This window comes from Rhizobium etli 8C-3 (genome assembly GCF_001908375.1).
Taxonomy (GTDB): domain Bacteria; phylum Pseudomonadota; class Alphaproteobacteria; order Rhizobiales; family Rhizobiaceae; genus Rhizobium; species Rhizobium etli_B.
This window is the reverse complement of record NZ_CP017241.1, coordinates 782,133-804,018: the sequence shown is the minus strand read 5'-3', so window position 1 is coordinate 804,018 and position 21,886 is coordinate 782,133. Positions and strand designations below refer to the sequence as shown.

The following is a 21,886-nucleotide window of genomic DNA, read 5'->3' as shown; positions in this document are numbered from 1 at the left end:
TCCGCTCCCTCAATACCGGATACGCGGATCGAGCGTGACATACAGCAGATCGATCGCGATGTTGACGATGAAGATGGCGACGGCGGTGACGAGAATCGTCGACTGCACGACGGCGAAATCCCGCTGGATGATGGAATCGATCATCAGCTTGCCTATGCCCGGCCAACCGAAGATGGTTTCGACGACGACGGCGCCGTTTATCAGGCCCGTGGCCAGATCTCCCGCGACTGTGATGACCGGAAGCAGCGAATTTCTCAGGGCATGACCGAAGATGATCTTGCGGCGCATCATGCCCTTTGCATGAGCGGTCTTGATGTAGGGCGAGGCGAGCGCCGAGATCATCGTGCCGCGCACCACCTGCACCAGAAGACCGAAGGGGCGCAGCATCAGCACTGCGATCGGCATGATCCAGTGCAGGCCGGTGCCCGTGCCGGAGGTGGGCAGAATTCCGAGCCCGACGGCGAAGACAAGAATGCCGACGATCGCGATCCAGAAGTCCGGCGTGCTGGCGCCGGCCAGCGACACAAGGCCGGCGGTACGGTCAAACAGGCTGCCGGGCCGTGCGGCGGCCAGGGCCCCGACGACGATGGCAAGCGCCGTTGCCAGTGTCATTGCGACGAAGGCGAGTTTCAACGTGGCCGGAAAAGCTTCGAGCGCCACGTCGATGGCGGACCGGTTCTGGCGCAGCGACTGACCGAAATCCAACGACAGCAGGTTCTGCAGGTATTGCAGGAACTGCACGTGGATAGGCTGGTCCAGACCGTTGAGTCGCGCGAAGGCTTCTCGCGCCTCGAGGCTGGAATCGAGTGGCAGATAGAGCGCCGAGGGATCACCCGTCAGGCGCGTGAGGAAGAAGACGAGTGTCAGCAGACCGATCAGCGATATGATGCTGTGATACGCGCGCCGGCCGATATAACCGAGCATCATCCGGAACCTCTGGTTTCACCTAGGAGTTCAAGCGAGCGCAGAAGGTATCTTCCACGCTCGCCCGGCATATTGCGGCTCAATTCTTGATGCCGATATTTGCGAGCGGAATCTCGCTGTTGGTCGTAATGTCCGGTTTCCAGTCAAGACGCGTGCCAACGCGGGTGTAACCGATCATGTGGAACATCGGGATGTCCAGGGCCAGTTCGTCATGTACCTTGTTGAAGATCGCCTTGAACCTGGTCGTGCGATCCTCTCCGGTGGCCGCCATGGCATCGGCGATCTCCTTGTCGAGCGCCGGCTCTCTTACCGTCGAATAGCTGCCCTCTGAGGTGTAAAAGATCGGAATGGTGAAGGCGGCGTCGCCCTTGTTGTTGTCGTGCATCATCTGCAGGAGGTTCGGCCCACGGCCTTCGGGGAACGGCTTCTGCAGGTAACGCAGCCAGTCGTTCACATCCAGCATGGTGAGCTTCACGTTGAGGCCGACATCCTGCCACATGGCCATCATGGCTTCCATGGCTTCCGTACCGTTCGGATAGATGCCGTTGCGACCGATGAGCTCGATTTCAGTGTCGACCGGAACGCCTGCTGCCTTTGCCTCGGCAATCAGCGCGCGCGCCTGCTCGGCGTCGAAGGTCCATGGCGCGAGCTTATCATCGTGGCCGTTGATGCCAACGACGACCATTTGCGACGCACGTTGGACATCGTCTCCGAAGAGTTGAGCGAGTCCCTCCCAGTCGATTGCGAGGTTGAGCGCCTTGCGAATACGAACATCATCAAGGGGAGCGAACCCGGCATCGATGCGCATCGCAGTCGTTTCCGAGTTGAGATAGGCGAAGTCCGTGTCCGGATTGGTCGCGTCCTGGATCGCGATGGACGGCGTCAGGTCGGCTTCTCCGGTTTCGACCATGGCGGCGCGGATCGAGGATTCCGGACGCCAGACATAGCTGGCCTTGGTGATTGCCGGCTTCTTGCCCCAGTAACCGTCGAAACTTTCCAGCACCACCGTCTGCGGCGTGAAGCTAGCGAGCTTGAAAGGGCCGGTCCCGATCGGATCGTTGACCGCCTTGTCCGCTGGCGTGTTCGGAGAGACGACCATCACCACGCTGAGTAGCGTGGGCAGGATCGGCTGCGGCTTATCCGACTTGATCTCCACCGTCAGGTCATCGACCACTGTCACCGTGAGCTTGGCGGCGCCGAATTTGGCGATATTGCTGCAGGTCACCTTGCCGCCTGTCATGCGCTCGATCGAGTACTTGACGGCTTCGGCGTCGAATGCGGCGCCATCCTGGAACTTCACGCCTTCGCGTAGCTTGAGCCGCCACGTGTTCGGGTCGGTCTGCGTCCATTGCGTGGCGAGACTGGGGGTCGCCTGACCGTTTGCGGGATCGATGACCGTCAGCGGCTCGACGACATTGCGGCTCAGGATCTGGCCGACATTGGTGATAATGGTGCCGCAGGGCTCGAGGTTCGCCGGCTGCTCCGGCAGGACGATATTAATTTCGGACGCGTTTTGAGCAGTGGCGTGGCCGGCCAAACCCGAAAGGAACATTGCGCCCGCGACGATGTGAACTGATTTTATTGCCATTTGCACTCCTCCCGAAAGTGAAACGATGAAGTTTGGAATTTGCGTCATAGAACGGCGCCGTTCTCTCGGCGTCCGCCCACCGTTCCCGTCAGCCGCGCGCTGCCTCAATCAGGCTGCGCAACATTTCTCGCTCCTCGCCCGTCAGGTCGACCAGCGGAGGACGAACGGGGCCCGGCGTGTAGCCGACCAGATCGACGCCTGCTTTGATGATGGAGACGGGGTAGCCTGCCTTGCGATCGCGAAGCGCCGCGAAGGGAAAGAAGAAGGTGTGAAGAATGTTCTCCATCGTCGCCCGGTCACCAGCACGCATGGCTCGGTAGAAGCGTTGCGCCAGTTCGGGCACGAAGTTGAAAACCGCCGAGGAATAGGTGGTCACTCCCACGCCGTTAAAACCCTCGGCGAAGAGTTCATGTGTCGGCATGCCACCGATGTAGCACAGCCGCTCACCAAGCTTGGCCGTCACGTGGCGCACCAGATCCACCTTGCCGGTGCCATCCTTGAAGCCGATCAGGTTGGGACAGGCATCCGCCAAGCGCGCGACCGTGTCGGCATTGGCTACGGAATTGGCTCGGTTGTAGAGAATGACGCCCAGGCTCGTGGAATCGCAGACCGCCTTGACATGCGCGTAGATTCCTTCCTGCGGCGCCTCGGTCAGATAGTGCGGAAGCAGGAGAATACCGTCGGCACCCGCCCTTTCCACGATCGCCGCGGACTCGACTGCGAGCGAGGTGCCGTAGCCGCAGCCCGCTATGATCGGCACATTACCCGACACGTCTTTGGCGGCCTTCGTTACTTCTCCCACTTCGGACGGCGAAAGCGAAAAGAACTCACCAGTGCCGCCGGCGGCGAACAGGGCGGCGGCCTCGAAGCCCGACAGCCACTCCACATGGTGGCGATAGCTGTTCAGGTTGAGCTGGTGATCCGGCGTGAAGTGCGTGACAGGAAAGGACAGCAGCCCCGAAGCGACACGCGACTTGATTTCTTCAGGCGACAACGAATTTCCTCCCGTGCAGCAAGCTTAAGACGGGGCAATTCATATGATGACTTTTGAGACGAGTCAATCAATGTCATCTTTTTTTTGTCCCTGACCCCACGCGGTCAGTGAGCGATAGCGTTTGATGCCCGTAACAAGGTGGCGCCGCATCGCCTCTCGCGCGCGATCAGGGTCGCGCGCCAGGATGGCCTCGGCGATTTCCCGATGCTCATCGAGAATCGGAGCATCCCTGCTCGGCAGCGGATCCACGCCCCCCATCACCGTGCGGAACTTCACGCGCGGGATCATGCGCCGCCCGACATGCTCGAGGAAGGTGCGGAAGCGGGCATTGTTGGTCGCCGTCGCAATAGCCAAATGGAACTGGAAGTCCGCCTCGTCCGTCGGCTTTCCTTCCGCAACCAAGCGGGAAAACCGCTCCACCTGCGCCTGAATCTCTGCTTCCTGGGCCGGAGCACTCCGCACGGCCGCCAGCCCGGCCGCCTCCACTTCTATGCCAATGCGCAGTTCCAGCTCTTCAATGATGTCAGAGATCTTGTCCGTTTCGCCAGTGAATAGCCGGAGCCCCGGATCGGCCTGCCGTGGACCGATCACGAATACGCCCGAGCCCTGCCTCGACTCGACGAGTCCATCGGCACGCAGAGCCGCAATCGCCTCGCGCACGACTGTTCGGCTCACCCCAAACTTATCGATCAAGGCTGGTTCGGTGGGCAATTTGTCTCCAGGCGCATAGTAGCCGGCATCGATTTGCGCTCGAAGTGCGTCTTCAACATCCGCTGATAAGGATCTCCGACCACGCGAGCGCCTCGGTGCAGGCTTACGATCTTCTGTATTCATTTGCTAATTCATCTTATGACCACAACGAATGCCGCAGCTTATTTCGAATGGCCGGCGGCCGCAACTCCGTGACATCACACCTGGAGGGACTGCGCTTCCAGATTTTGTCCTAGCAGGCGGTCTTGATCATAAAAGCCTGCTTTTCTCCGGTGGCCGCATTTCATCGCGCTTGACGGTTATTCTGCGAGGAGCATTGGTGATTTTTCTGCTCTTGAAGGAACTAACGACCCTCTCGTTGCAGTGTCCACCCGTGTCAGATCCTTTAGCCTGCACATGAGGTTGGCCGCGCCGGAATGGGGCCGTTAGCCGGCGGAGTGGTGTCGGGAGCAGGCGTTGAATTCTGACATTCGTTCATCAGCGGCTCTAAGGTCCGCTTTTGACCCCGAGCAGACGATTTTTTTGCTGCCGCCGGACGACCGGTCTACTGCAATGGAAAGTTCGGGATACTTGTGCTTCCTGCGCGAGCAGGTTATACACTGAACTAGATGGTTCAGTATCTAGATCCTCCCCTCGATCTCTCGTTTGCGGCGCTGTCCGATGCGACCCGCCGCGGGATCATCGATCAGCTTGGGCGAGGGGACGCGTCGATCACCAGTCTCGCGGATAACTTCCAGATGACGCTGACCGGCATGAAGAAGCACGTCCAGGTTCTCGAGCGGGCGGGGCTCGTCGTCACGCAGAAGGTCGGACGGGTGAGAACCTGCAAGCTTGGGAAACGCGGCCTCAAGGCGGAGGCCGAGTGGATCGAGGCGCATCGCAAGCTCTTCGAGGCCCGCTTCGAAGCATTGGACGAAATCATCAGCGAAATGAAACAGGAGGAAAGCGATGACTCAGCAAGTTAACAGTGCAAGTAGTGGGCCAAACCGCACGTCAGTCGAGCGCAGAGGGGATCGCGAACTCGTGGTAACGCGGACATTCAATGCGCCGCCGAGCACGGTTTACAGGGCGTGGAGCCAGCCCGAGCTGTTCCAGCGCTGGTGGGTGCCAAAATCGGTATCCGGCGTTTCGCTGGTATCGTGCGATATGGACGTCCGTACCGGCGGCAAATACCGGCTGGAATTCGGAGCCGGCGGTTCGGACACCATGGCCTTCTATGGCAAGTATCTCGAGGTGGTGCCGAACGAGCGCATCGTCTGGACCAACGACGAGGGCGAAGAGGGTGCGATCACGACCGTGACCTTCAAGGACCAAGGCGGGAGGACACTGCTGAATTTCCACGAAGTCTATCCGTCCAAGGAGGCGCTTGAGGAAGCACTACAGGGCTCGGCGGCCGCATTGCCGGAGCAGTTGGAGCAGCTCGACGAATTGCTCTCCAGCATAGACCAGTAGCGCGGGTCGGGAAACTCGGCTTGAGGGAACGTCTTGTCTTGGGAAGTGACTCCACCGGCCTTTCTGGCCGGAGCGGGGGCGCAAAGCAGCCCTCCACGCGCAACCAATTGACAGCCCGTTTCGGGCCCAATCAGCTGTTCGCGGCGTCTGTTGGTAAAGACCGCAACGGCTCGATCTTTCCGGTTCCCATCCCTGGCTCATTTGGGCAATCCCGCCTTCAGCAGGCCCTGGCGGAACAGTTCCAATTGCTCCGGACGCTCCGGCAGCAAACCTCGCCTGACGAAATCCTCCGTGGAGAAGTCGGGGCACAGTTTCAGTAGCTGCGCCCTCGCGGTCTCGGTTGCATTCGTGTTGCCGGCCTGTGCGTAGCAGGCGGCTAGGCGCGCGCAGGTAAACAGGCCCGGATTGGGGAGCTCCTTGAGCGCCGCTGCAGCGTCCTCGTAGCGGCCAAGAATATAGAGCGCATTGCCAAGCGCCGCGCTGTACCACGGCGGCGGAAAACCAAGCCGCTCAAGGCTCAGGGTCTCGACATCGAACTGGTCAACTGGCGGGGCATTTTACAATTGCGAAGGAGCAGAAGCCAGATCGTCGATCGAACAGACGCCTGCAACTCCAGCAACTACAAGACACAGGAACAGCGCCGGAGCCTCAGCAAATAGTGACTTCCGCCGCGGCCTTGAATGATAACGCCTCTTGCGCATGCCCTTCCCCCAGAAGATTGGCGCCATGATCGTATCCGATGCCGTGCATTAGTAGAAGCTGTAGTATCCATACCCTAAACGGAGAAAACTTCGCTCCGCAGTGCGCCTATCGGATGATCTTGACGTCAAGCAGCGAGAAGTAGGTGGCATCCGCGGTCGCTCGCGACGGAAACCAGCGGAAATTCAAAGGTTCTTTCGACAAGCTTTGAAAGCAAGCGGCAGGCCACGATCACCACACACTCGTGCGCTTCTATCGGCTGTCTGATCATCCCCACGTCGTCGAAGCGAAGAATGTGTCCATGGCGTAGAGTTATCTGCACCTCTTGGCCTTCGGGGCGACTTCGATCGACGCACACGCACGGATTGCTCCCGGACTTCAGCGCATCTTTTTCGCCTTCGCTAGACGATCAGCAGCACGCAACCGGTGCCAAGCAGTACCAGCGTCCATACGAGATCCACGTTAAGCCAGGCGCTGCGCAATATCTCGAGCCCAATCCAACGATAGACCGCCAAAGCCACAAGACTTGTAACCGCCAACATGGCAAGTGTATGGACGCCGACTGCGGCGATCGCAATGGCAGCCGACTCGTCCCCGCCCATTTCGCGCAATGGTGAATCCGCAAGACAAAGTGGTATCAACGCTGGCAGGATCATCAGCCCGGCCCCGTGGGCCGTCGCCATCAGAAACGACCACAACGCCAGGCCGGCAAGCCCCGTGCGCATGCCGATCCTAACGCGACGCCCGTGCCCGACGAAATGATGCCAGACGGCCCAGCCGATGAGGCCGGCTCCAGCCGCCGCGCGTACGCGATCCTGGTCGACGAAGAGCCCGGCTGCGACCAGAACTCCAGCCACCAGTGCGATCGACACGGCGTGTCCGACGGCGATGGCGGGCACTGCCTGGACCACGGCGGCAGAACTCTGCCTGTGAACTCCAAGCGCCACGGCAAACAGCCATCCCATCGCAGGGTTGAGACCATGAAAGGCTCCTAGTCCTGCCAGCAAAATCCACGGCCAGATTTCGTTCATGGGCGCCTCTTGTGGCCAACCTTTGCTCCTTACGGATAACAATACGAATCTGATGAACAATCCCCACCCTGGAGGCGGACCTGATGCGGGCGATGTGATTTTGGCCATTCGACGAAGAATTTCTCGTCGAATGCAATGCCTCCGTCAGGCTCCGCGTCAAGCTTCACCATCCAGCCCGAGATGCCATCGGGATAGAACTGCTCGTCGATCGCACCGTAGAGAGAGTTGGTGAAATAGATACGGCGTCCATCGCGACTGATCTCGACCATCTGCGGGCCGCCATTCAGCGCACCATTCTTCGCTCCTGAATGTGACGCACGCGAAACGATGCCGCCGATCCGAACCTTGCCTGTCAGCTTTGGCTTGAACGGATCTGAAACATCGTACTGATGCAGGTCACCGGTTCCCCAGCACGACACGTAGAGAAATCTGTCATCCATCGAAAGGTCTATGTCGGTGACGAGTGGTGGTACTGCACTGAAACCCTTCAGCATCGGCGGCAACAGGTCTGGATCGGCGGGCTCCGCCGGAATGTCGATCACCTTTGTCACCGCCCACTGGGTTCCGTCACGGTGCCAGACCCATATCGAGGAGGAGAGGTCCTCAAGACTGACAACGCAATTGACAAAACCATAGGCCTTTGTCGGGTCATGCGCGGGTCTGAGCTCGAATACGAGCTGATACTTGTCACCGAAATCGATCGTCTGCAGGTGCTTGCGCTTATGCAAATCCCAAAAGTGCAGACGGCGGCCGTATTTCGCACCGAGCAGGACTTCCGGGATCAGGCCGTTTTCGAACGTATCCGGCGTGCCCCACTCGCTGGTGACGAGTGTATCGTGGCCGAGATGCCACCAGACGTCATAGGAAAGCTGTTGCGGACCTCGATCCATTTCCCACTGGCCGCGCACCTCGAATGTCTCGTGATCCATGAGGAGAATTCCGCCCGGTCCCTTACCTTCGGCGTTGCCGAGTGCTGCAACATAGATCCCTTCTGGTCCGCAGTGAACAGTATGCGGCCTGGAGTAGCCGGCCCGCTCGGCGACTTCGCCGGGTTCGATGACCTTGAAGAGCGATGGCCTGCGGCCATCGGGCTTGGTGTCGATGATATGGATACGCGAGGATTTCAATCCCGGCACCACCAGATAGCGGCGTTCTGCATGCGGATGCGGCGCATTCGGGCAAAGGCAGGATGAACAGGCGTTCCAGCCGAAATGATGCAACTCGTCACCGACATTGGGCATCGGGAGGGATGTGACGATCTGACTATAGGTGGCCGATCGAGGATCGACATCGACGACCGCGAGTTCGTCGGGAACTGCTCGCGTCGGATCGAAGGCAACGACGTAGGCAAGCGTCTCCGGTGCAGCCTTCATAGCCATTCGCGGTGACGGATAAAAGCTCGGATCGGGTTTCCACGTTACCATGTGAAGTGCTCCTGGCTCGCGTTTGCTGAACAATGGAAAATGTTCGCTAGATGCTTGCCGACAGCCGACTCATCGCTGCGGACGGGGCAGGATCCAAGGATGTCTCGACGGAATACAGGTTCGAAACCGCCCTCTGCGGCTGGGCGAGCTGTAGAGGTAATCCTCCCCGCGTAATTGTCTCAGATAATGGCGGGTTTGGGCAGTCCTTTTTTGCCGCCCCCTCTTCGCGGCTTCCCCTTCATTGCTTTATGCAAGCCGCGCCCACCTCAGTGCCATCGACACCAAAGGCCATATCACTCCTCAGCGCCGCATGGTATATTTCGAGACATGGCCACTAAGGCGCCGCTGGAATAGCAGACAGCTGATCGCGGCGGCTCGCGAGTGACCCATAATGACCGAGGCGCCCGGCTGCGCAGTCGCGGTACCGCTCTCGTGCCCAAGATTGCTATCAAGGCGGAAGGCTGTTTCATGCACCGCATCGCCGTCGCAGTTTTCGCGCTTGCAGCCGTGGTCGGTTATTCCGCGCACGCTGAGGTGCTGATCGGCGTCTCAGCCGCGATGACCGGACGGCTCGCATGGATCGGCGAGCAGGGGCAGCGTGGCGCAGAGATGGCCGTGGCCGATATCAATGCGGCGGGCGGCGTTCTGGGCCAGCAGGTGCGGCTCATCGCGGTCGACGACTTCTGCGATCCAGAGCAAGCGGTAGCCGTTGCCAAAAAACTCGTGGCTGACGGTGTCGTTCTCGTCGTCGGCCACTACTGCTCTGGAGCCTCGATCCCGGCATCAAAGGTGTATGAGGCGGCGGGAGTTCTGCAGATTTCGCCGGGGTCGACCAATCCGCTGCTGACCGAACAAGGCCGCGCCAACGTGTTCCGCGTCATTGGTCGCGACGATGCGCAAGGCGTCGTCGCCGGCAACTACCTTGCCGATCATTGGGGCAACAAGAAGATTGCGATCCTTCACGATGGCACCACCTATGGCAGGGGCCTTGCCGATGAGACCAAAAAACAATTGAACAAGCGAGGCGTAACCGACACGATCTACGAGGCCTACAGTCCCGCGAAGAACGACTATTCGATTGAAATTGCTGCACTAAAGGCTGCAAAAGTCGACGTGGTCTATGTCGGCGGCTATCATGCTGAAGTTGCACTGATGGTTCGCGCTGCGCACGACCAAGGCTACCCAGGCCAGTTCATCTCAGGCGACGCCCTGGCGACCGAAGAATTTGCGCTGATCGCCGGTCCAGCCGCTGAGGGAACTCTCTTCACGTTTTCCGCGGACCCACGGCGAACCCCCCAAGCGGGCCCGGTGGTGGAGCGCTTCCGGGCAGAGAACTTCGAACCCGCAGGCTATACGCTGCTGAGCTACGGGGCCGTTCAGACCTGGGCGCAGGCGCTCAAGGAAGCCGGTTCGCTGGAGTTGCGCGAGGTGATTGCTTCATTGCGCGGCCACTCGTTTGATACGGTATTGGGACGCATCGACTTTGACGACAAAGGCGACCTCACGGTTCAGAGCTGGGTATGGTATATCTGGAAGGATGGCGAATACGTGCCATTGCAATAGCCCAACGCTAATCACTGGGGATCGCATTCGAGAAAAAAACTGTGCGGGCAATGTTGACCACATCAGCCGGACGATGGGTCGCCGCGATGTTTGACCGTCTCGGCATACGTGGCCGCTTACTCTTTGCTTTCTTTGGCATCAGCACCTTTGCGGTGCTCGCGACCGCTGCAGCCGTATATGCCTTCCTGCAAGTGGGCGAGGTCGTCGAGAGGATCACAGAACGCCGGGTCCCGTCGGCGCTTGCATCGCTCGAGCTCTCGCGCCAAGCCGAACGGGTCGCCGCCACTACGCCGGCCGTACTTGCCACGACCAGCACGGTCCAGCACAACGAGGTCTCGGCTGCAATCGCAGTGGAGATGTCCCGCCTCGAAGAATTGCTAGCCGCGCTCAAAGGCACCGCGGCAAATACGGCGGCCGTGGCTGAGATCGAAGCCGCGGTGATTGGCCTGGGGCGCAATCTCAAAGCTCTTAACGATCTTGTCGCCGCGCGCCTCGGTGTGGTTGCGCGCAAAGAGGAACTACTGAGCCGTTTGTCGACTACGACAATCGCAAGCGAGCGCCTTGTGGCACCCGCCATCCTCGTGATGAACTCCAAGGTTCCCCAATGGAAGATAACCGTGGCGGATGCCACCGTGCCACCGGAAGCGCGAGCGGCGGCTACGACAGAGCTTGCGCAGGCAATTTCCGCCTACATTCCACAACAGAAGGCACAACGGGAGATTTCGGCGATCAACGAAGCCCTGCTTAAAACGGCGGTTGCGCCGACGCCCGGCGACCTGGTGCTGATGTCGTTTCCGCTGCGTCGCTCGGTCGAGGCGCTTGCGGCGGTGACATCGGAGATCGATGAGAAGCTGCAGACGCGGTTCCGCCAGCGCGTCGCCGAGTTCAAAGGGCTGATCGACGGACCGAAGAGCATTGCACAAGCGCGTGAGGATGAGCTCGCATTACTCGCAAACGGCGGCAAGCTTTTGGTGGAGAACGCTCAGCTCTCGCATAATTTGACCGTTGCCGTGGATCGCTTGGTAGCTGCGGCCAACCGCGACATCACCGAGGCCGGCCGTGAAGCTGCGACCGTCCAGCGCTACGGCACCGGTGTTGTTCTTGGCTCAGCCGTCCTGAGCCTCCTGAGTTCAGTTCTGATCGTATGGTTGTATGTCGACCGCAATCTTCTTGCCCGCTTGTCGGGTCTGAGCCAAAGCATGCTTGCCATCGCCGGCGGCAATCTTCGGGCACCGCTGCCGGCCATGGGCCGCGACGAGATCGGTCGCATGACCAAGGCGCTTGCGCTGTTCCGTGACACTGCAGTCGAGGTCAAGGAAAAAAACCTGCGCGAGATCGCCGAAGCGCGCCAGCGACTCGTCGATGCAATCGAGAGCATCTCCGAGGGTTTCGCCCTTTACGATGCCGAGGACCGGCTTGTTCTGTGCAACAGCCGCTACCGGGAAATCCTCTATCCCGGCATAGCCGATGCCGTCGTGCCGGGTGCGCAATTTGAGACGATTGTCCGTAAAGCCGTCAAACAGGGCCTCGTCGAGGATGCCAAAGGTCGGGAGGAGGAGTGGCTCGCCGCGCGGCTTGAGGCACACCGCAACCCTAAACAGACGCTGGTTCAACATCGCAGTCATGACCACTGGGTCCAGGTCAACGAGCGGCGCATTACCGGCGGCGGCACGGTCGCGGTCTACACCGATATCAGCAATCTTAAGAGGCATGAAACGGAGCTCGAGATCGCCCGCGACGCGGCCATGGCGGCGACACAGGCCAAGAGCAAGTTCCTTGCAAGCATGAGCCACGAGTTGCGCACGCCGCTGAACGCCATCCTGGGCATTACCGAAATGCTTGAGGAAGATGCCAGCGAAGCCGGTCAAGGCGAACTGGTCGAACCCCTTCAACGCGTCTCGCGCGCCGGCAAGCACCTGCTCAAACTCATCAATGAGGTCCTCGATCTGTCAAAGATCGAGGCCGGCCGCCTGGAACTGCATATCGAGGAGTTCGATGTCGCAAGAATGGTTCAAGATGCCGCGGCAACCGCGCAGCCCCTTGCGCAGAAGAACCGCAACCGGATCATCGTCCGCTGCCCGGATGACATTGGCTGCATGCGCGCCGATCAGCTTCGGGTGCGTCAGATCCTCCTCAACCTGTTGAGTAACGCCTGCAAGTTCACCGAGAATGGCCAAGTGACGATTGAGGCGACCTGCGCGAAGCCCAATGGAGGCGGTGGCGTGATATTTACCGTCGCCGACACCGGCATCGGTATGACGCCGCAGCAGATGACGAACCTGTTCCAGGAGTTCAGTCAGGCCGACAGTTCTACCACCCGCAAGTACGGCGGCACTGGGCTCGGGCTTGCCATCAGCCAACGCCTATGCCGCGCGATGGATGGGCAGATAACTGTCGACAGCACTCCCGGCGCCGGTACCAAGTTCACGGTGTGGCTGCCATCGGCAATCGAGCTAAGTCCCACGCTAGAAGGGCTGCCGGCCCCTGACACCGGACTTGCCTCTGATGATCCTGTTCGCCTCGCCACGAACGTCGTCCTCGTCGTTGATGACGATAAGGCGGTGCGGGACCAGATGCGCTGGTTCCTCGCGCGCGAGGGTTGCGATGTCGTAACGGCCAGGGACGGTGCCGAAGGTCTTGATCTGGCCCGGCAGGTGAAACCCTCGCTCATCACCCTTGACGTGCTGATGCCGGGTTGCGACGGCTGGAGCGTCCTGCAGGAACTGAAGGCGGATCCTGAGCTCGCGAGTATCCCCGTGGTGATGCTCACCATGGCCGATAACAGGAATCGGGGGTATTCGCTCGGTGCCGCCGACTACTTGATAAAGCCGATCGACCGCGACACGCTCCGGAAACTGATCGCCAAATTCTGGTCGGGCGCGCCAAACCCGGCGCTTCGAGTTCTGATCGTCGAAGATGATGAGAACACGCGGCAGCAATGGCGTCGCATATTGAGTACTGAGGGTTGCGATGTGGACGAGGCCGGAAATGGCCGGGTCGCGCTGGAACGGCTCATCGGCGCGCCTGCGGACCTGATCATTCTCGACCTCATCATGCCGGAGATGGACGGCTTCGAGTTCCTTGTCGAATTGCGAAAGAAGCCAGCCTTCAAGGCGGTGCCGGTCGTGGTCGTTACGGCGGCGACCCTTGGCGAGGAAGACCACCGGCGCCTGAACGGTGGCGTCGAGCGCGTGCTCGCCAAGAGCGCCTTCAGCCGCAACGAGCTTCTGGAGGAATTGCGCAAGATGGTTGCACGATACATTGTCAAAAGAAGTTCGCCTGACGAGGATCGCCACGATGGTTAGGATTCTCTATGTCGAGGACAACGAGGACAACATCTACATGTTGTCCGCGCGGCTTAGGCGCAAAGGCTACGAGGTAATCGTCGCCACCGATGGCGATCAGGGCCTGGCGCGTGCACGATCGGATGCGCCGGCCCTAATCCTGATGGACTTGAGCCTTCCCGTCCTCGACGGCTGGGAGGCGACAAGGCGTCTCAAGGCATTGGCTGAGACGCGGGGTATTCCTGTAATCGCACTCTCGTCGCATGCGATGGCTGGCGACCGCGAAGCAGCACTGGCAGCCGGGTGCGATGACTTCGATACCAAGCCTGTCGACTTCGCGCGCCTGCTTGGAAAGATCAGGGCCCTGCTCCCAAGGGAGTCGATGCCATGATTGAGGCTGGACCTGCCCTGCTCGTCGTTGATGATAACGAGGACAACCGCTTTACGCTGACCGAGCGGTTGAAGCGAGAAGGCTACCGGAACGTCGCATGCGCCAGCAATGGCCGGGAGGGGCTCGAAATGCTGGCAACGAGACCATTCGACCTCGTGCTGCTCGACATCACGATGCCGGAAATGGACGGCTACCAGGTGCTCGAGCACCTGAAGGCCGACACAACGCTGCGCAACATTCCGGTTGTCATGATATCGGCGGTCGATGAGATCGACAGTGTTGCGCGCTGCATCAGCCTCGGCGCCGAGGATTATCTGGCCAAACCGTTCAATGCGGTTCTGCTGCGCGCCCGCGTGGCCGCGTGCCTGGAAAAGAAGCGGCTGCGCGACCAAGAGGCGGTATACATGCAGCAAATCGAAAACGAGAAGCGCCGAGCCGACGAGCTTCTGTACGCCATCCTACCCGCCGGCGCGGTGCGCGAGCTCAAAGCGACCAATGAGGTCCGGCCTCGCCGATACAACGAAGTCGCGGTGCTATTTTGTGATATCGTCGGCTTCACAGCCTATTGCGACGAGAATCCGCCGGAGAAAGTGGTGGAGGATCTTCAGGCGCTGATCGGTGAATATGAACGGATCGTGCGTCAGCATGGGATGGAGAAGATCAAGACTATCGGCGACGCCTTTATGGCTACGGCCGGCCTGTTTGATCGCATGCCGGATCCTGTTTTTGCCAGCCTGCAATGCGGGCTCGACATGGTGGCGGCATCACACCGCATCGAGCCCAAATGGGAGGTACGAGTCGGCGTTCAATTCGGTCCAGTTGTGGCAGGAATCATCGGGCAGCGGCAATACGTGTTCGACCTGTGGGGCGACACGGTGAATATGGCCTCCCGGATCGCAGCCCATGCTAGCCCGGGGACGGTAGCGACCAGTGGCGCCACGTGGCATCGCATCCGCGAGCGGGGTCGCGGGCGCTCACTGGGCTTCGTAGACATCAAGGGCAAGGGTCGGATTGAACTGATCGAATGCCAGGCTTTTCGTTGAGGGACCGGAACAACTCTAGCCACAGCATTGACATGCGGCTCGTCTTGCCAGGCTGAGACGACGCTTCGTTTGCAGCAGCGACAAGACGCTGAAGGTGCAAATTTGGCGCCGGAAGCGAGAGTGATCGCCGTTGTCCGCGAGGCCGGTCGACCATTCGCGATCAGATCGGCTTATGTCTTCGTCACCGCGACTCGCGTCTCGGCCGGCGGATGGCCCGCACCTTACCGCTGCTTCCGCCGCCGCAGAAGAGCTGATCGCCGCCATCGGATTCGAGCCCGGAGACACTCACACCGGCAGGCATGGCGAGCACTTCGAGGACCTCTCCCGTTTCATGATCGATTTGCCTGATCTCGCTCTCGTCACCTTCCCAGGTGGCGTGCCAGAGTTCGCCGTCGACCCAGGTGACACCCGTGACGAAGCGGCTGGACTCGATGGTACGGAGAATTGCTCCTGTCTCAGGATCAATCTGATGGATCTTGCGGTCCCGGTATTGCCCCACCCACAGCGTGCCCTCGGCCCAGGCAAGGCCAGAGTCGCCGCCGCCGGGCGTCGGGATCGTGGCGACCACGTGGCCGGTCTTCGGATCGATCTTCTGGATTCGGTCCTCGGCAATCTGAAACAGATGCTTTCCGTCGAAGGCGGTCCCTGCGTGCGCGGCAACGTCAATGGAGCGAACGGTCTGTCCGCTCGAGGGGTCGAGGGCGTTCAGCCTGTCTCCGGACGCAAACCAGACGTGCCGGCCGTCAAAAGTGACGCCATGCACCTGCTCGGCACCCGGAAAAGGTCCATATTCGCGGAGAATTTCGGCTGCGGATTTCTTCATGATTCCACCCTGTCTTTCCAGGTTTCCAACTCGGCTCAGGACCTGACCTTAATCACCCGGCAGCGGACCGGGGAGTAACAAGATTGTCGGGAATCCCGGCACCGGAGGGGTCATCCAGCGACGCGCCCGTCCACGGCCATAAGACTGCACCTTGCCTGCTGCGGCAAGCTGCTCGAGCGCTCGCTGTACCGTGCGCGGGCTTGCGCCGAGCGCAATCGCAAGTGCTGAGCTCGACCATGACTCGCCGTCAGCAAGAAAGGCAAGCACCGCCGGATGCTGTTCTTCGACGGGCGGCGCCAGTACAGCGATCTCGCGAGCGCGGCGCGGCATCAACGCAAAGCCTCGCTTCGTCGCCTTCACATCGGCAAGGGTCCGGATTGCGGCGCGAAGCCGCCCGATCTCGACCCTCAGCCGCGCGCGATGGGATTCATCGGCATGTCTTGCCCGGAAGGCGCGGGCGACGAGGATGGCCCTCGGAACGTCGCCAGGCCAGGCTTCGCCCAGCGCACGGGCGAGTGCGAACAATACCGGGCGCGACGCGAGCGGGACGGCCAGCCGCTCGTCCCGCACGATATTCCGGCATGCGTCCACAACAAGCGCACCGGACCCCGGCAGCGCTTCGATCTCCTCGAGTAGGAGCAGACGTTCCTCACCACGCGCAATCAGGCGCGCCGCAGGTGTTACCAGGAGGAGAAAGGCTCGTTCTACCTCCGCGGTGAGTGCAGGAATGTCTGCCTCGCTCGCGGCGTGTCTGGCCCGCGTGAGAGCCTCGCGCGCCGCTTTCGTTTGAAGACGCCGAATGGCGATCCCGGCAACAACCAACTCATGGGCGGCCTTCGACGCGGGCGGGAGCGGCGTTGAATCGAGCACCGCCAGCTTACTCTCTGCCTCGTCGAGGCGGCCAATCAGGAGCAGGCGCCGGATCTCCACATTCCGTGCATGTGCGGCATTGATGCGGTCGCCATGGGCTTCGAGAGTCGCCCGCGCTGCGTCGAGCGCCTTCGCAGGCCAGGTGAGGTCGCGCGAGACGAGGGCGATTTCGGCCTGGGCGACGACACACCTTGCGCGGGCCACCGCCTCCTTGCGGCCGAAGGCACGCGCCGCACTCCTGAGCAGAGCCGTGGCCCGGCCGAGATCGCCGAGTTGCGCCATCGCAATACCCCTGAGCGCAAGCGCCGGCGCGTCGCCGCGAAGCGCGACCCGCTTCAATGCGCCAAGGGGATCACCCGCGGCAAGGGCGCGTGCCGCAGCAGTGATCAGCGAGTCCATCGGAATCCCGTCACACTTGTAACTCCCACCATTCGATATCCGGCCCTAGTCTATTCGTGACCAGCAAGCAACACGCCGCCCCGAAAATGAGACGGCGACAGACAGCCAAAGGAGCAAAAAGGATGACGGCACACGTAACAGGAACACGTCAGGAGTGGTTGTCGGCACGGCTCGACCTGCTCGAGGATGAGAAGGAGCTGACCCGGCGCAGCGACGCACTGGCGTTGCGGCGTCAGGAATTACCCTGGGTTCGGATCGACAAGGAATACCGGTTCGAGACCGAAGAAGGCAGCGCCAAGCTGGCGGATCTATTCAAGGGCCGCTCGCAGCTTCTCGTCTATCACTTCATGTTCGGCCCCGACTATACGGCCGGATGCCCCTCCTGCTCGTCGATCGCCGATGGATTCAACGGCATCGTGGTCCATCTGGAGAACCACGATGTCGCCTTCTCGGCGGTCTCGCGCGCACCGCTTGCAAGGCTGCAGGGATTCAAGCGGCGGATGGGCTGGACTTTTCCCTGGGCCTCGTCGAACGGCGGCGATTTCAATCGTGACTTCAGCGTCTGGTTCACTGAAGAAGAGCAGCGCGAGGGCAGCATAGATTACAATTTCCGCCGCGAGCCGCCGGCACCTGAGCGGCTCGCTGAAAAACCGGTTCAGGAATGGCAGGTGCGTGGCAGCGAGGCGCCGGTCGCGCAGATCGCAGCCATGACGGGAACCGACGTTGCCACATATACGCGCGACAGGCCGGGCCTCAGTGCCTTCGTGCTCGACGATGGCATCGTCTACCATAGCTATTCCAGCTATGCGCGCGGTCTGGACGGTCTGTGGGGTATGTACCAATGGCTCGACCGTGCTCCTATGGGGCGCAACGAGCACGGCGTGTGGTGGCGCCACCACGACAAGTACGAAACGGAATCTCGCCGGGGGGGCCGCAACGATGATTGCTGCTCAGCGTGAAACCTTGGGCTCCTCCGGCGCCGCCGATTGGCTATCCCTTGCGGCGGCGCCGACCTTCGCGGTCATGGCGCTGTTGACCGCGGTCTCCGGCGGTTCGGACATGATATGCTCTACCGCGTCTCATACATCGCCGCTGACCGGAATGATCCCGATGTACTTTCTGATGAGCGCCTTCCATCTGTCGCCCTGGCTGAAGCTGATCTCCAGCCGGCGAGCCTGCCGTCCCGATCCGGCTTTGGCCCAACAACACACCGACGAACCGGACAACAACCATGGAGAATCAAGTCATTTCGCACGAGCAGTTGCGGAAGGCGCGCCTTGATCTGCTCATCGCCTGGAAGCGATGGCGCCCTTGTTGCGAGTGAGCAGTTGCCTAAATGCTGTCTAGGCCACGCGGGACTCCCGGCCATTCTGCGCCTCATGCGAGGCAGGCAATAGCAACCACAGGAGAGACCAATGCAAGAGGCCCTTGTCGTTCGTCGCGAAACGCATATCCCGGCGCCGCCCTCGGCGGTGTTTGCCCTGTTGACAGATCCAGAGAAAATCCTGCGCTGGATGGGTACCGAGGCGGAGATCGAGCCGCAGCCTGGGGGGATCTATCTGGTCAACGTCACCGGCGCTCGCTTCGCCCGCGGTTCCTTTCGCGAGGTGGTGCCGGTGCACCGTCTGGCCTACAGCTTCGGCTGGGACGGCAGCGAAATCGTGCCGCCGGGGTCGAGCCTGGTCGAGATCGACCTGATCGAGCAGCCGGACGGCACGCTGCTGCGCCTGACCCACACTGGCCTGCCGAATGCCGAACAATGTGCCGGTCATGCGGAAGGCTGGGCTCACTACCTCGGTCGGCTAGTCGAGGTGGCAGCCGGACGCGACCCGGGCCCGGATCCGATGCATGGCAGATACGACTGAACTTCGCTTCCGAAACGCACGCCTTTTGCGAAGTCAGGCACGGCCAGCCTGCGCAACACATGGCCTTGACGAAGCAGTTGTTGCGACACCGGCAGGTAGCTTCGTCCGGGGCATCGCCTCGATGACGGGCCTGTCGGGAATGTCCTCCGACACAGGGCAGACTGACAGGCCCTCGCCACGGCGTGGATGACAGGCTTCGGCCCCCGTGGCATGATCGAGGCATGGATCTGCCCGCGCACCTCGCCTGGCTGGTCGACGAGGCCGGCGCCTCATCCGACCCCGAATTGTTCCTAGCCGAGCTCGGCGGCCGGTTGCTGGCCGACGGCCTGCCACTGGCCGGCGCAGCCCTGACGCTTGCCGTGCCGCATCCGATCATTGCCCGCCGCACCTGGTTATGGCGGGCCGAATCCGGGGTCGTGATCGAGGCGCTCGGCTTTGCCGGCGGGCCGCCCGGTCAGGCCGGCCGCGGCTGGCTTGCCGGACTTGGCCCCGTGCACGAGGAGGCGGTCGGCCGGGCTCCGGACAGCCCGGTGCTGGGCTGGGCGGGATGCCGACCATTCCAACCTGCCGAGGCCGACCGGCTGAAGCAGGCCTCGCGCTTTGCCGCCGCGCCCCTGGCTGCGCTGGCAGCACGTGCGGCCCTGGCAACACTGCTCGAAGCCTATCTCGGACGGCGCAGCGCCGCGCAGGTGCAGGCGGGCGCGCTCTGCCGCGGTGCCGGCGAGACCATCCGCGCCGCATTGCTGTGCGCCGATCTGCGCGATTTCACAGCACTGTCCGAAGCGACAGAACCCTCCGTCATGATCGCCGCCCTTGACGCCTGGTTCGACCGCGTCACCGGGGCGGTGCATGCTTTCGGGGGTGAAGTTTTGAAGTTCATCGGCGACGGCGTGCTGGCGATCTTTCCGGCCGCCGGCGCGCCGGGCGAGGCCTGCGAGGCGGCGCTGCGCGCAGTCGCCGCCGCCCGCGCAGGCATGGTTCACCTCGATGCGACGCGCCAGGCGCAGGGCCTGCCATCGCTACCCTTCGGCATGGCGCTGCATTTCGGAGAGATGTTATGGGGCAATATCGGCGCTGCCGACCGGTTGGACTTTACCGCCATCGGCCCCGCGGTCAACCTGGTCAGCCGGCTCGAAGGGCTCTGCAAGCCCCTTGGTCACACCGTGCTCATCTCAGGCGCAGTCGCCAAGGAGACGGCAACGGCCTTGATTCCCCTGGGCGAACACGCATTGCGCGGCATCGCTGATCCCTGCGCGGTCTTCACCCTGCCGGAGGAATGAGCCCTGCCGTCCAGGCCGGTAAGGACATCGAATGCGCGACTGAGAGATCGGACTGACGAGGACATTGCGGTTGACTGCCAAGGTACGGGTGCCGCTTCGGCCTCGTGTCACCGGCCGGGCGACCAGGCCGAAACGGCGATCAGGTTTGCGAATGGCATATAGGCAGTCCTTATCGATGCTCGCCATACAGGACCTGGCCCCGCGTCGCTGACACAGGCGCGAGGAAAAAAAGGCCTTCACCGAAATGCCGATGAAGGTTACAGCAGTCCATCGCTGACGATCATGCACTGGACTTGAGCCTATGACCGATACTGTTACCGATCGCTTCCTTCGATATGTCGTTATTGACACGCAATCGGATCCCACCTCGTCAACGCAGCCTTCCACCGAAAAGCAGAAGAAACTTGGCCGTTTGCTGGTCGAGGAACTGCTGGCAATCGGGCTTTCGGATGCGCATCTCGACGAGCACGGCTATGTCTATGCGACCATTCCTTCCAATGCGGACAAGCCGGTGCCGGTCATCTGCTTCTGTTCGCATATGGATACCGCACCTGACTTCACCGGAACGAATGTCACCCCGCAAATCGTACGGAACTACGGCGGCGGCGACATTCGGCTTTCAGGCGATCGGCAGCAGATCATTCGCGTCGTTGACCATCCGGCGCTCAACGACCAGATCGGCAACGACATCATCACGACCGACGGTACGACGCTGCTCGGGGCAGATGACAAGGCCGGCATTGCCGAGATCATGACGGCGGCGCAAATCCTGGTCGACAATCCGGATATCAAGCACGGCACGATCAAGATCCTCTTCACGCCGGACGAGGAAATCGGCCGTGGCGTCGACAAGGTCGACCTTGAAAAGCTCGGGGCCCGGTTCGCCTACACCATGGATGGCGAGACGGCAGGCCATATCGAAGACGAGACCTTCTCCGCCGATGGTGTCGAGATCACTATTCAAGGTGTGGCCATCCATCCCGGATTCGCCAAAGGAAAAATGGAAAATGCCATCAAGATCGCCGGCGCCATCATCAATCGGTTGCCGAAGAACGTGGCACCGGAGACGACCGAGGGCAGAGAGGGCTTCGTCCACCCCACAGGCGTCACCGGCTCGATGGAAAAAGCAGCCCTCAACCTGATCGTACGTGACTTCAATGACGATGGCCTCGCAGCCAAGGAAGCGATTCTGGAGAGGATCGTACAAGAGGTGATGGCGGACTATCCGGGCTCCTCCTACGGCTTCAGGGTCAAGCCGCAGTACCGCAACATGAAGGCCATCCTCGACCGCCATCCGGAAATCATCCAAAACGCCGTCGAGGCAATCCGGCGCGCCGGAATGGAGCCAGTGCGCGGCAGCATCCGGGGCGGGACGGACGGTTCGCGGCTTTCGTTCATGAACCTGCCCTGCCCCAATATCTTCGCAGGCGGCCACGCCTTCCATTCGCCGCTCGAATGGGTCAGCCGACAAGATATGGAAAAAGCGGTCAAGACGATCGTCGAGCTCGCGAAAATCTGGGAAGAGCGCGCTTAAGCCGCTTAAGC

Annotated in this window: 18 protein-coding genes and 2 pseudogenes; 12 read left to right on the top strand and 8 right to left on the bottom strand. The window is 61.2% G+C overall.

Features of this window, described 5'->3' with window-relative positions; translation table 11 throughout:
* Nucleotides 1–9 precede the first annotated feature (9 nt).
* From AM571_RS04070 to AM571_RS04055, 4 genes are all read right to left on the bottom strand, one after another.
* Nucleotides 10–924, bottom strand: a complete 915-nt coding sequence (locus tag AM571_RS04070; RefSeq protein ID WP_074063060.1) for an ABC transporter permease — start codon at nt 922–924, stop codon at nt 10–12.
* Nucleotides 925–1,003: 79 nt separating this feature from the next.
* Nucleotides 1,004–2,512, bottom strand: a complete 1,509-nt coding sequence (locus AM571_RS04065; RefSeq protein WP_081377027.1) for an ABC transporter substrate-binding protein — start codon at nt 2,510–2,512, stop codon at nt 1,004–1,006.
* Between the two features lie 88 nt (nt 2,513–2,600).
* Nucleotides 2,601–3,506: a 5-dehydro-4-deoxyglucarate dehydratase gene (gene kdgD, locus AM571_RS04060; protein WP_074060302.1), complete on the bottom strand. Its 906-nt coding sequence runs from the start codon at nt 3,504–3,506 to the stop codon at nt 2,601–2,603.
* Nucleotides 3,507–3,569: 63 nt separating this feature from the next.
* Entirely contained in the window at nt 3,570–4,340 is a 771-nt protein-coding gene (locus AM571_RS04055) for a FadR/GntR family transcriptional regulator (RefSeq protein WP_074060301.1), read from the bottom strand.
* A 485-nt stretch (nt 4,341–4,825) separates the two neighbouring features.
* On the opposite strand from AM571_RS04055, the gene AM571_RS04050 reads away from it, so the two are divergent.
* Both AM571_RS04050 and AM571_RS04045 read left to right on the top strand, forming a co-directional pair.
* Nucleotides 4,826–5,182, top strand: a complete 357-nt coding sequence (locus AM571_RS04050) for an ArsR/SmtB family transcription factor (protein WP_074060300.1) — start codon at nt 4,826–4,828, stop codon at nt 5,180–5,182.
* Entirely contained in the window at nt 5,166–5,669 is a 504-nt protein-coding gene (locus AM571_RS04045; protein ID WP_074060299.1) for an SRPBCC family protein, read from the top strand. The genes AM571_RS04050 and AM571_RS04045 overlap by 17 nt, the downstream gene beginning before the upstream one ends.
* 1,100 nt (nt 5,670–6,769) lie before the next feature.
* Here the strand turns inward: AM571_RS04045 and AM571_RS04035 are convergent.
* Together AM571_RS04035 and AM571_RS04030 are read right to left on the bottom strand one after the other, a co-directional pair.
* Nucleotides 6,770–7,399 carry a hypothetical protein gene (locus AM571_RS04035; RefSeq protein WP_074060297.1) on the bottom strand — a complete coding sequence of 210 codons (630 nt, stop codon included), beginning with the start codon at nt 7,397–7,399 and terminating at the stop codon, nt 6,770–6,772.
* A gap of 29 nt (nt 7,400–7,428) precedes the next feature.
* Nucleotides 7,429–8,823: a selenium-binding family protein gene (locus AM571_RS04030; RefSeq protein WP_074060296.1), complete on the bottom strand. Its 1,395-nt coding sequence runs from the start codon at nt 8,821–8,823 to the stop codon at nt 7,429–7,431.
* Nucleotides 8,824–9,291: 468 nt separating this feature from the next.
* Between AM571_RS04030 and AM571_RS04025 the strand changes: the two genes are divergently transcribed.
* From AM571_RS04025 to AM571_RS04005, 5 genes and pseudogenes are all read left to right on the top strand, one after another.
* Nucleotides 9,292–10,386, top strand: coding sequence for a branched-chain amino acid ABC transporter substrate-binding protein (locus tag AM571_RS04025; protein WP_074060295.1), 1,095 nt, complete (start codon nt 9,292–9,294; stop codon nt 10,384–10,386).
* A gap of 86 nt (nt 10,387–10,472) precedes the next feature.
* A pseudogene (locus AM571_RS37245) lies at nt 10,473–12,167 on the top strand (PAS-domain containing protein); the annotation flags it as partial.
* Nucleotides 12,168–12,170: 3 nt separating this feature from the next.
* Nucleotides 12,171–13,691, top strand: a complete 1,521-nt coding sequence (locus AM571_RS37240; RefSeq protein WP_420493377.1) for a hybrid sensor histidine kinase/response regulator — start codon at nt 12,171–12,173, stop codon at nt 13,689–13,691.
* On the top strand, nt 13,684–14,061 hold the full coding sequence (locus AM571_RS04010; RefSeq protein ID WP_074060292.1) for a response regulator: 378 nt from the start codon (nt 13,684–13,686) through the stop codon (nt 14,059–14,061). Before AM571_RS37240 ends, AM571_RS04010 begins: the two co-directional genes overlap by 8 nt.
* The gene (locus tag AM571_RS04005; protein WP_074060291.1) at nt 14,058–15,104 is read left to right on the top strand and encodes an adenylate/guanylate cyclase domain-containing protein; all 1,047 of its coding nucleotides are present in this window, start codon (nt 14,058–14,060) and stop codon (nt 15,102–15,104) included. The genes AM571_RS04010 and AM571_RS04005 overlap by 4 nt, the downstream gene beginning before the upstream one ends.
* A gap of 181 nt (nt 15,105–15,285) precedes the next feature.
* Here AM571_RS04005 and AM571_RS04000 read toward each other — a convergent pair whose 3' ends face one another.
* A complete protein-coding gene (locus tag AM571_RS04000) occupies nt 15,286–15,927 on the bottom strand; it encodes a PQQ-binding-like beta-propeller repeat protein (RefSeq protein WP_074060290.1) in 642 nt (213 codons plus the stop codon).
* 48 nt (nt 15,928–15,975) lie between these two features.
* The gene (locus tag AM571_RS03995; RefSeq protein WP_074060289.1) at nt 15,976–17,196 is read right to left on the bottom strand and encodes a helix-turn-helix domain-containing protein; all 1,221 of its coding nucleotides are present in this window, start codon (nt 17,194–17,196) and stop codon (nt 15,976–15,978) included.
* A 122-nt stretch (nt 17,197–17,318) separates the two neighbouring features.
* On the opposite strand from AM571_RS03995, the gene AM571_RS03990 reads away from it, so the two are divergent.
* From AM571_RS03990 to pepT, 5 genes and pseudogenes are all read left to right on the top strand, one after another.
* The gene (locus tag AM571_RS03990) at nt 17,319–18,155 is read left to right on the top strand and encodes a DUF899 domain-containing protein (protein ID WP_074060288.1); all 837 of its coding nucleotides are present in this window, start codon (nt 17,319–17,321) and stop codon (nt 18,153–18,155) included.
* A pseudogene (locus AM571_RS03985) lies at nt 18,136–18,372 on the top strand (hypothetical protein); the annotation flags it as partial. The gene AM571_RS03990 and the pseudogene AM571_RS03985, both read left to right, overlap by 20 nt.
* A 239-nt stretch (nt 18,373–18,611) precedes the next feature.
* Nucleotides 18,612–19,061: an SRPBCC family protein gene (locus tag AM571_RS03980; RefSeq protein WP_022717253.1), complete on the top strand. Its 450-nt coding sequence runs from the start codon at nt 18,612–18,614 to the stop codon at nt 19,059–19,061.
* A 221-nt stretch (nt 19,062–19,282) separates the two neighbouring features.
* Complete coding sequence (locus AM571_RS03975) at nt 19,283–20,341, top strand: adenylate/guanylate cyclase domain-containing protein (protein ID WP_074060286.1); 1,059 nt, start codon at nt 19,283–19,285, stop codon at nt 20,339–20,341.
* A 301-nt stretch (nt 20,342–20,642) separates the two neighbouring features.
* Nucleotides 20,643–21,875, top strand: a complete 1,233-nt coding sequence (gene pepT / locus AM571_RS03970; protein WP_074060285.1) for a peptidase T — start codon at nt 20,643–20,645, stop codon at nt 21,873–21,875.
* Nucleotides 21,876–21,886 lie beyond the last annotated feature (11 nt).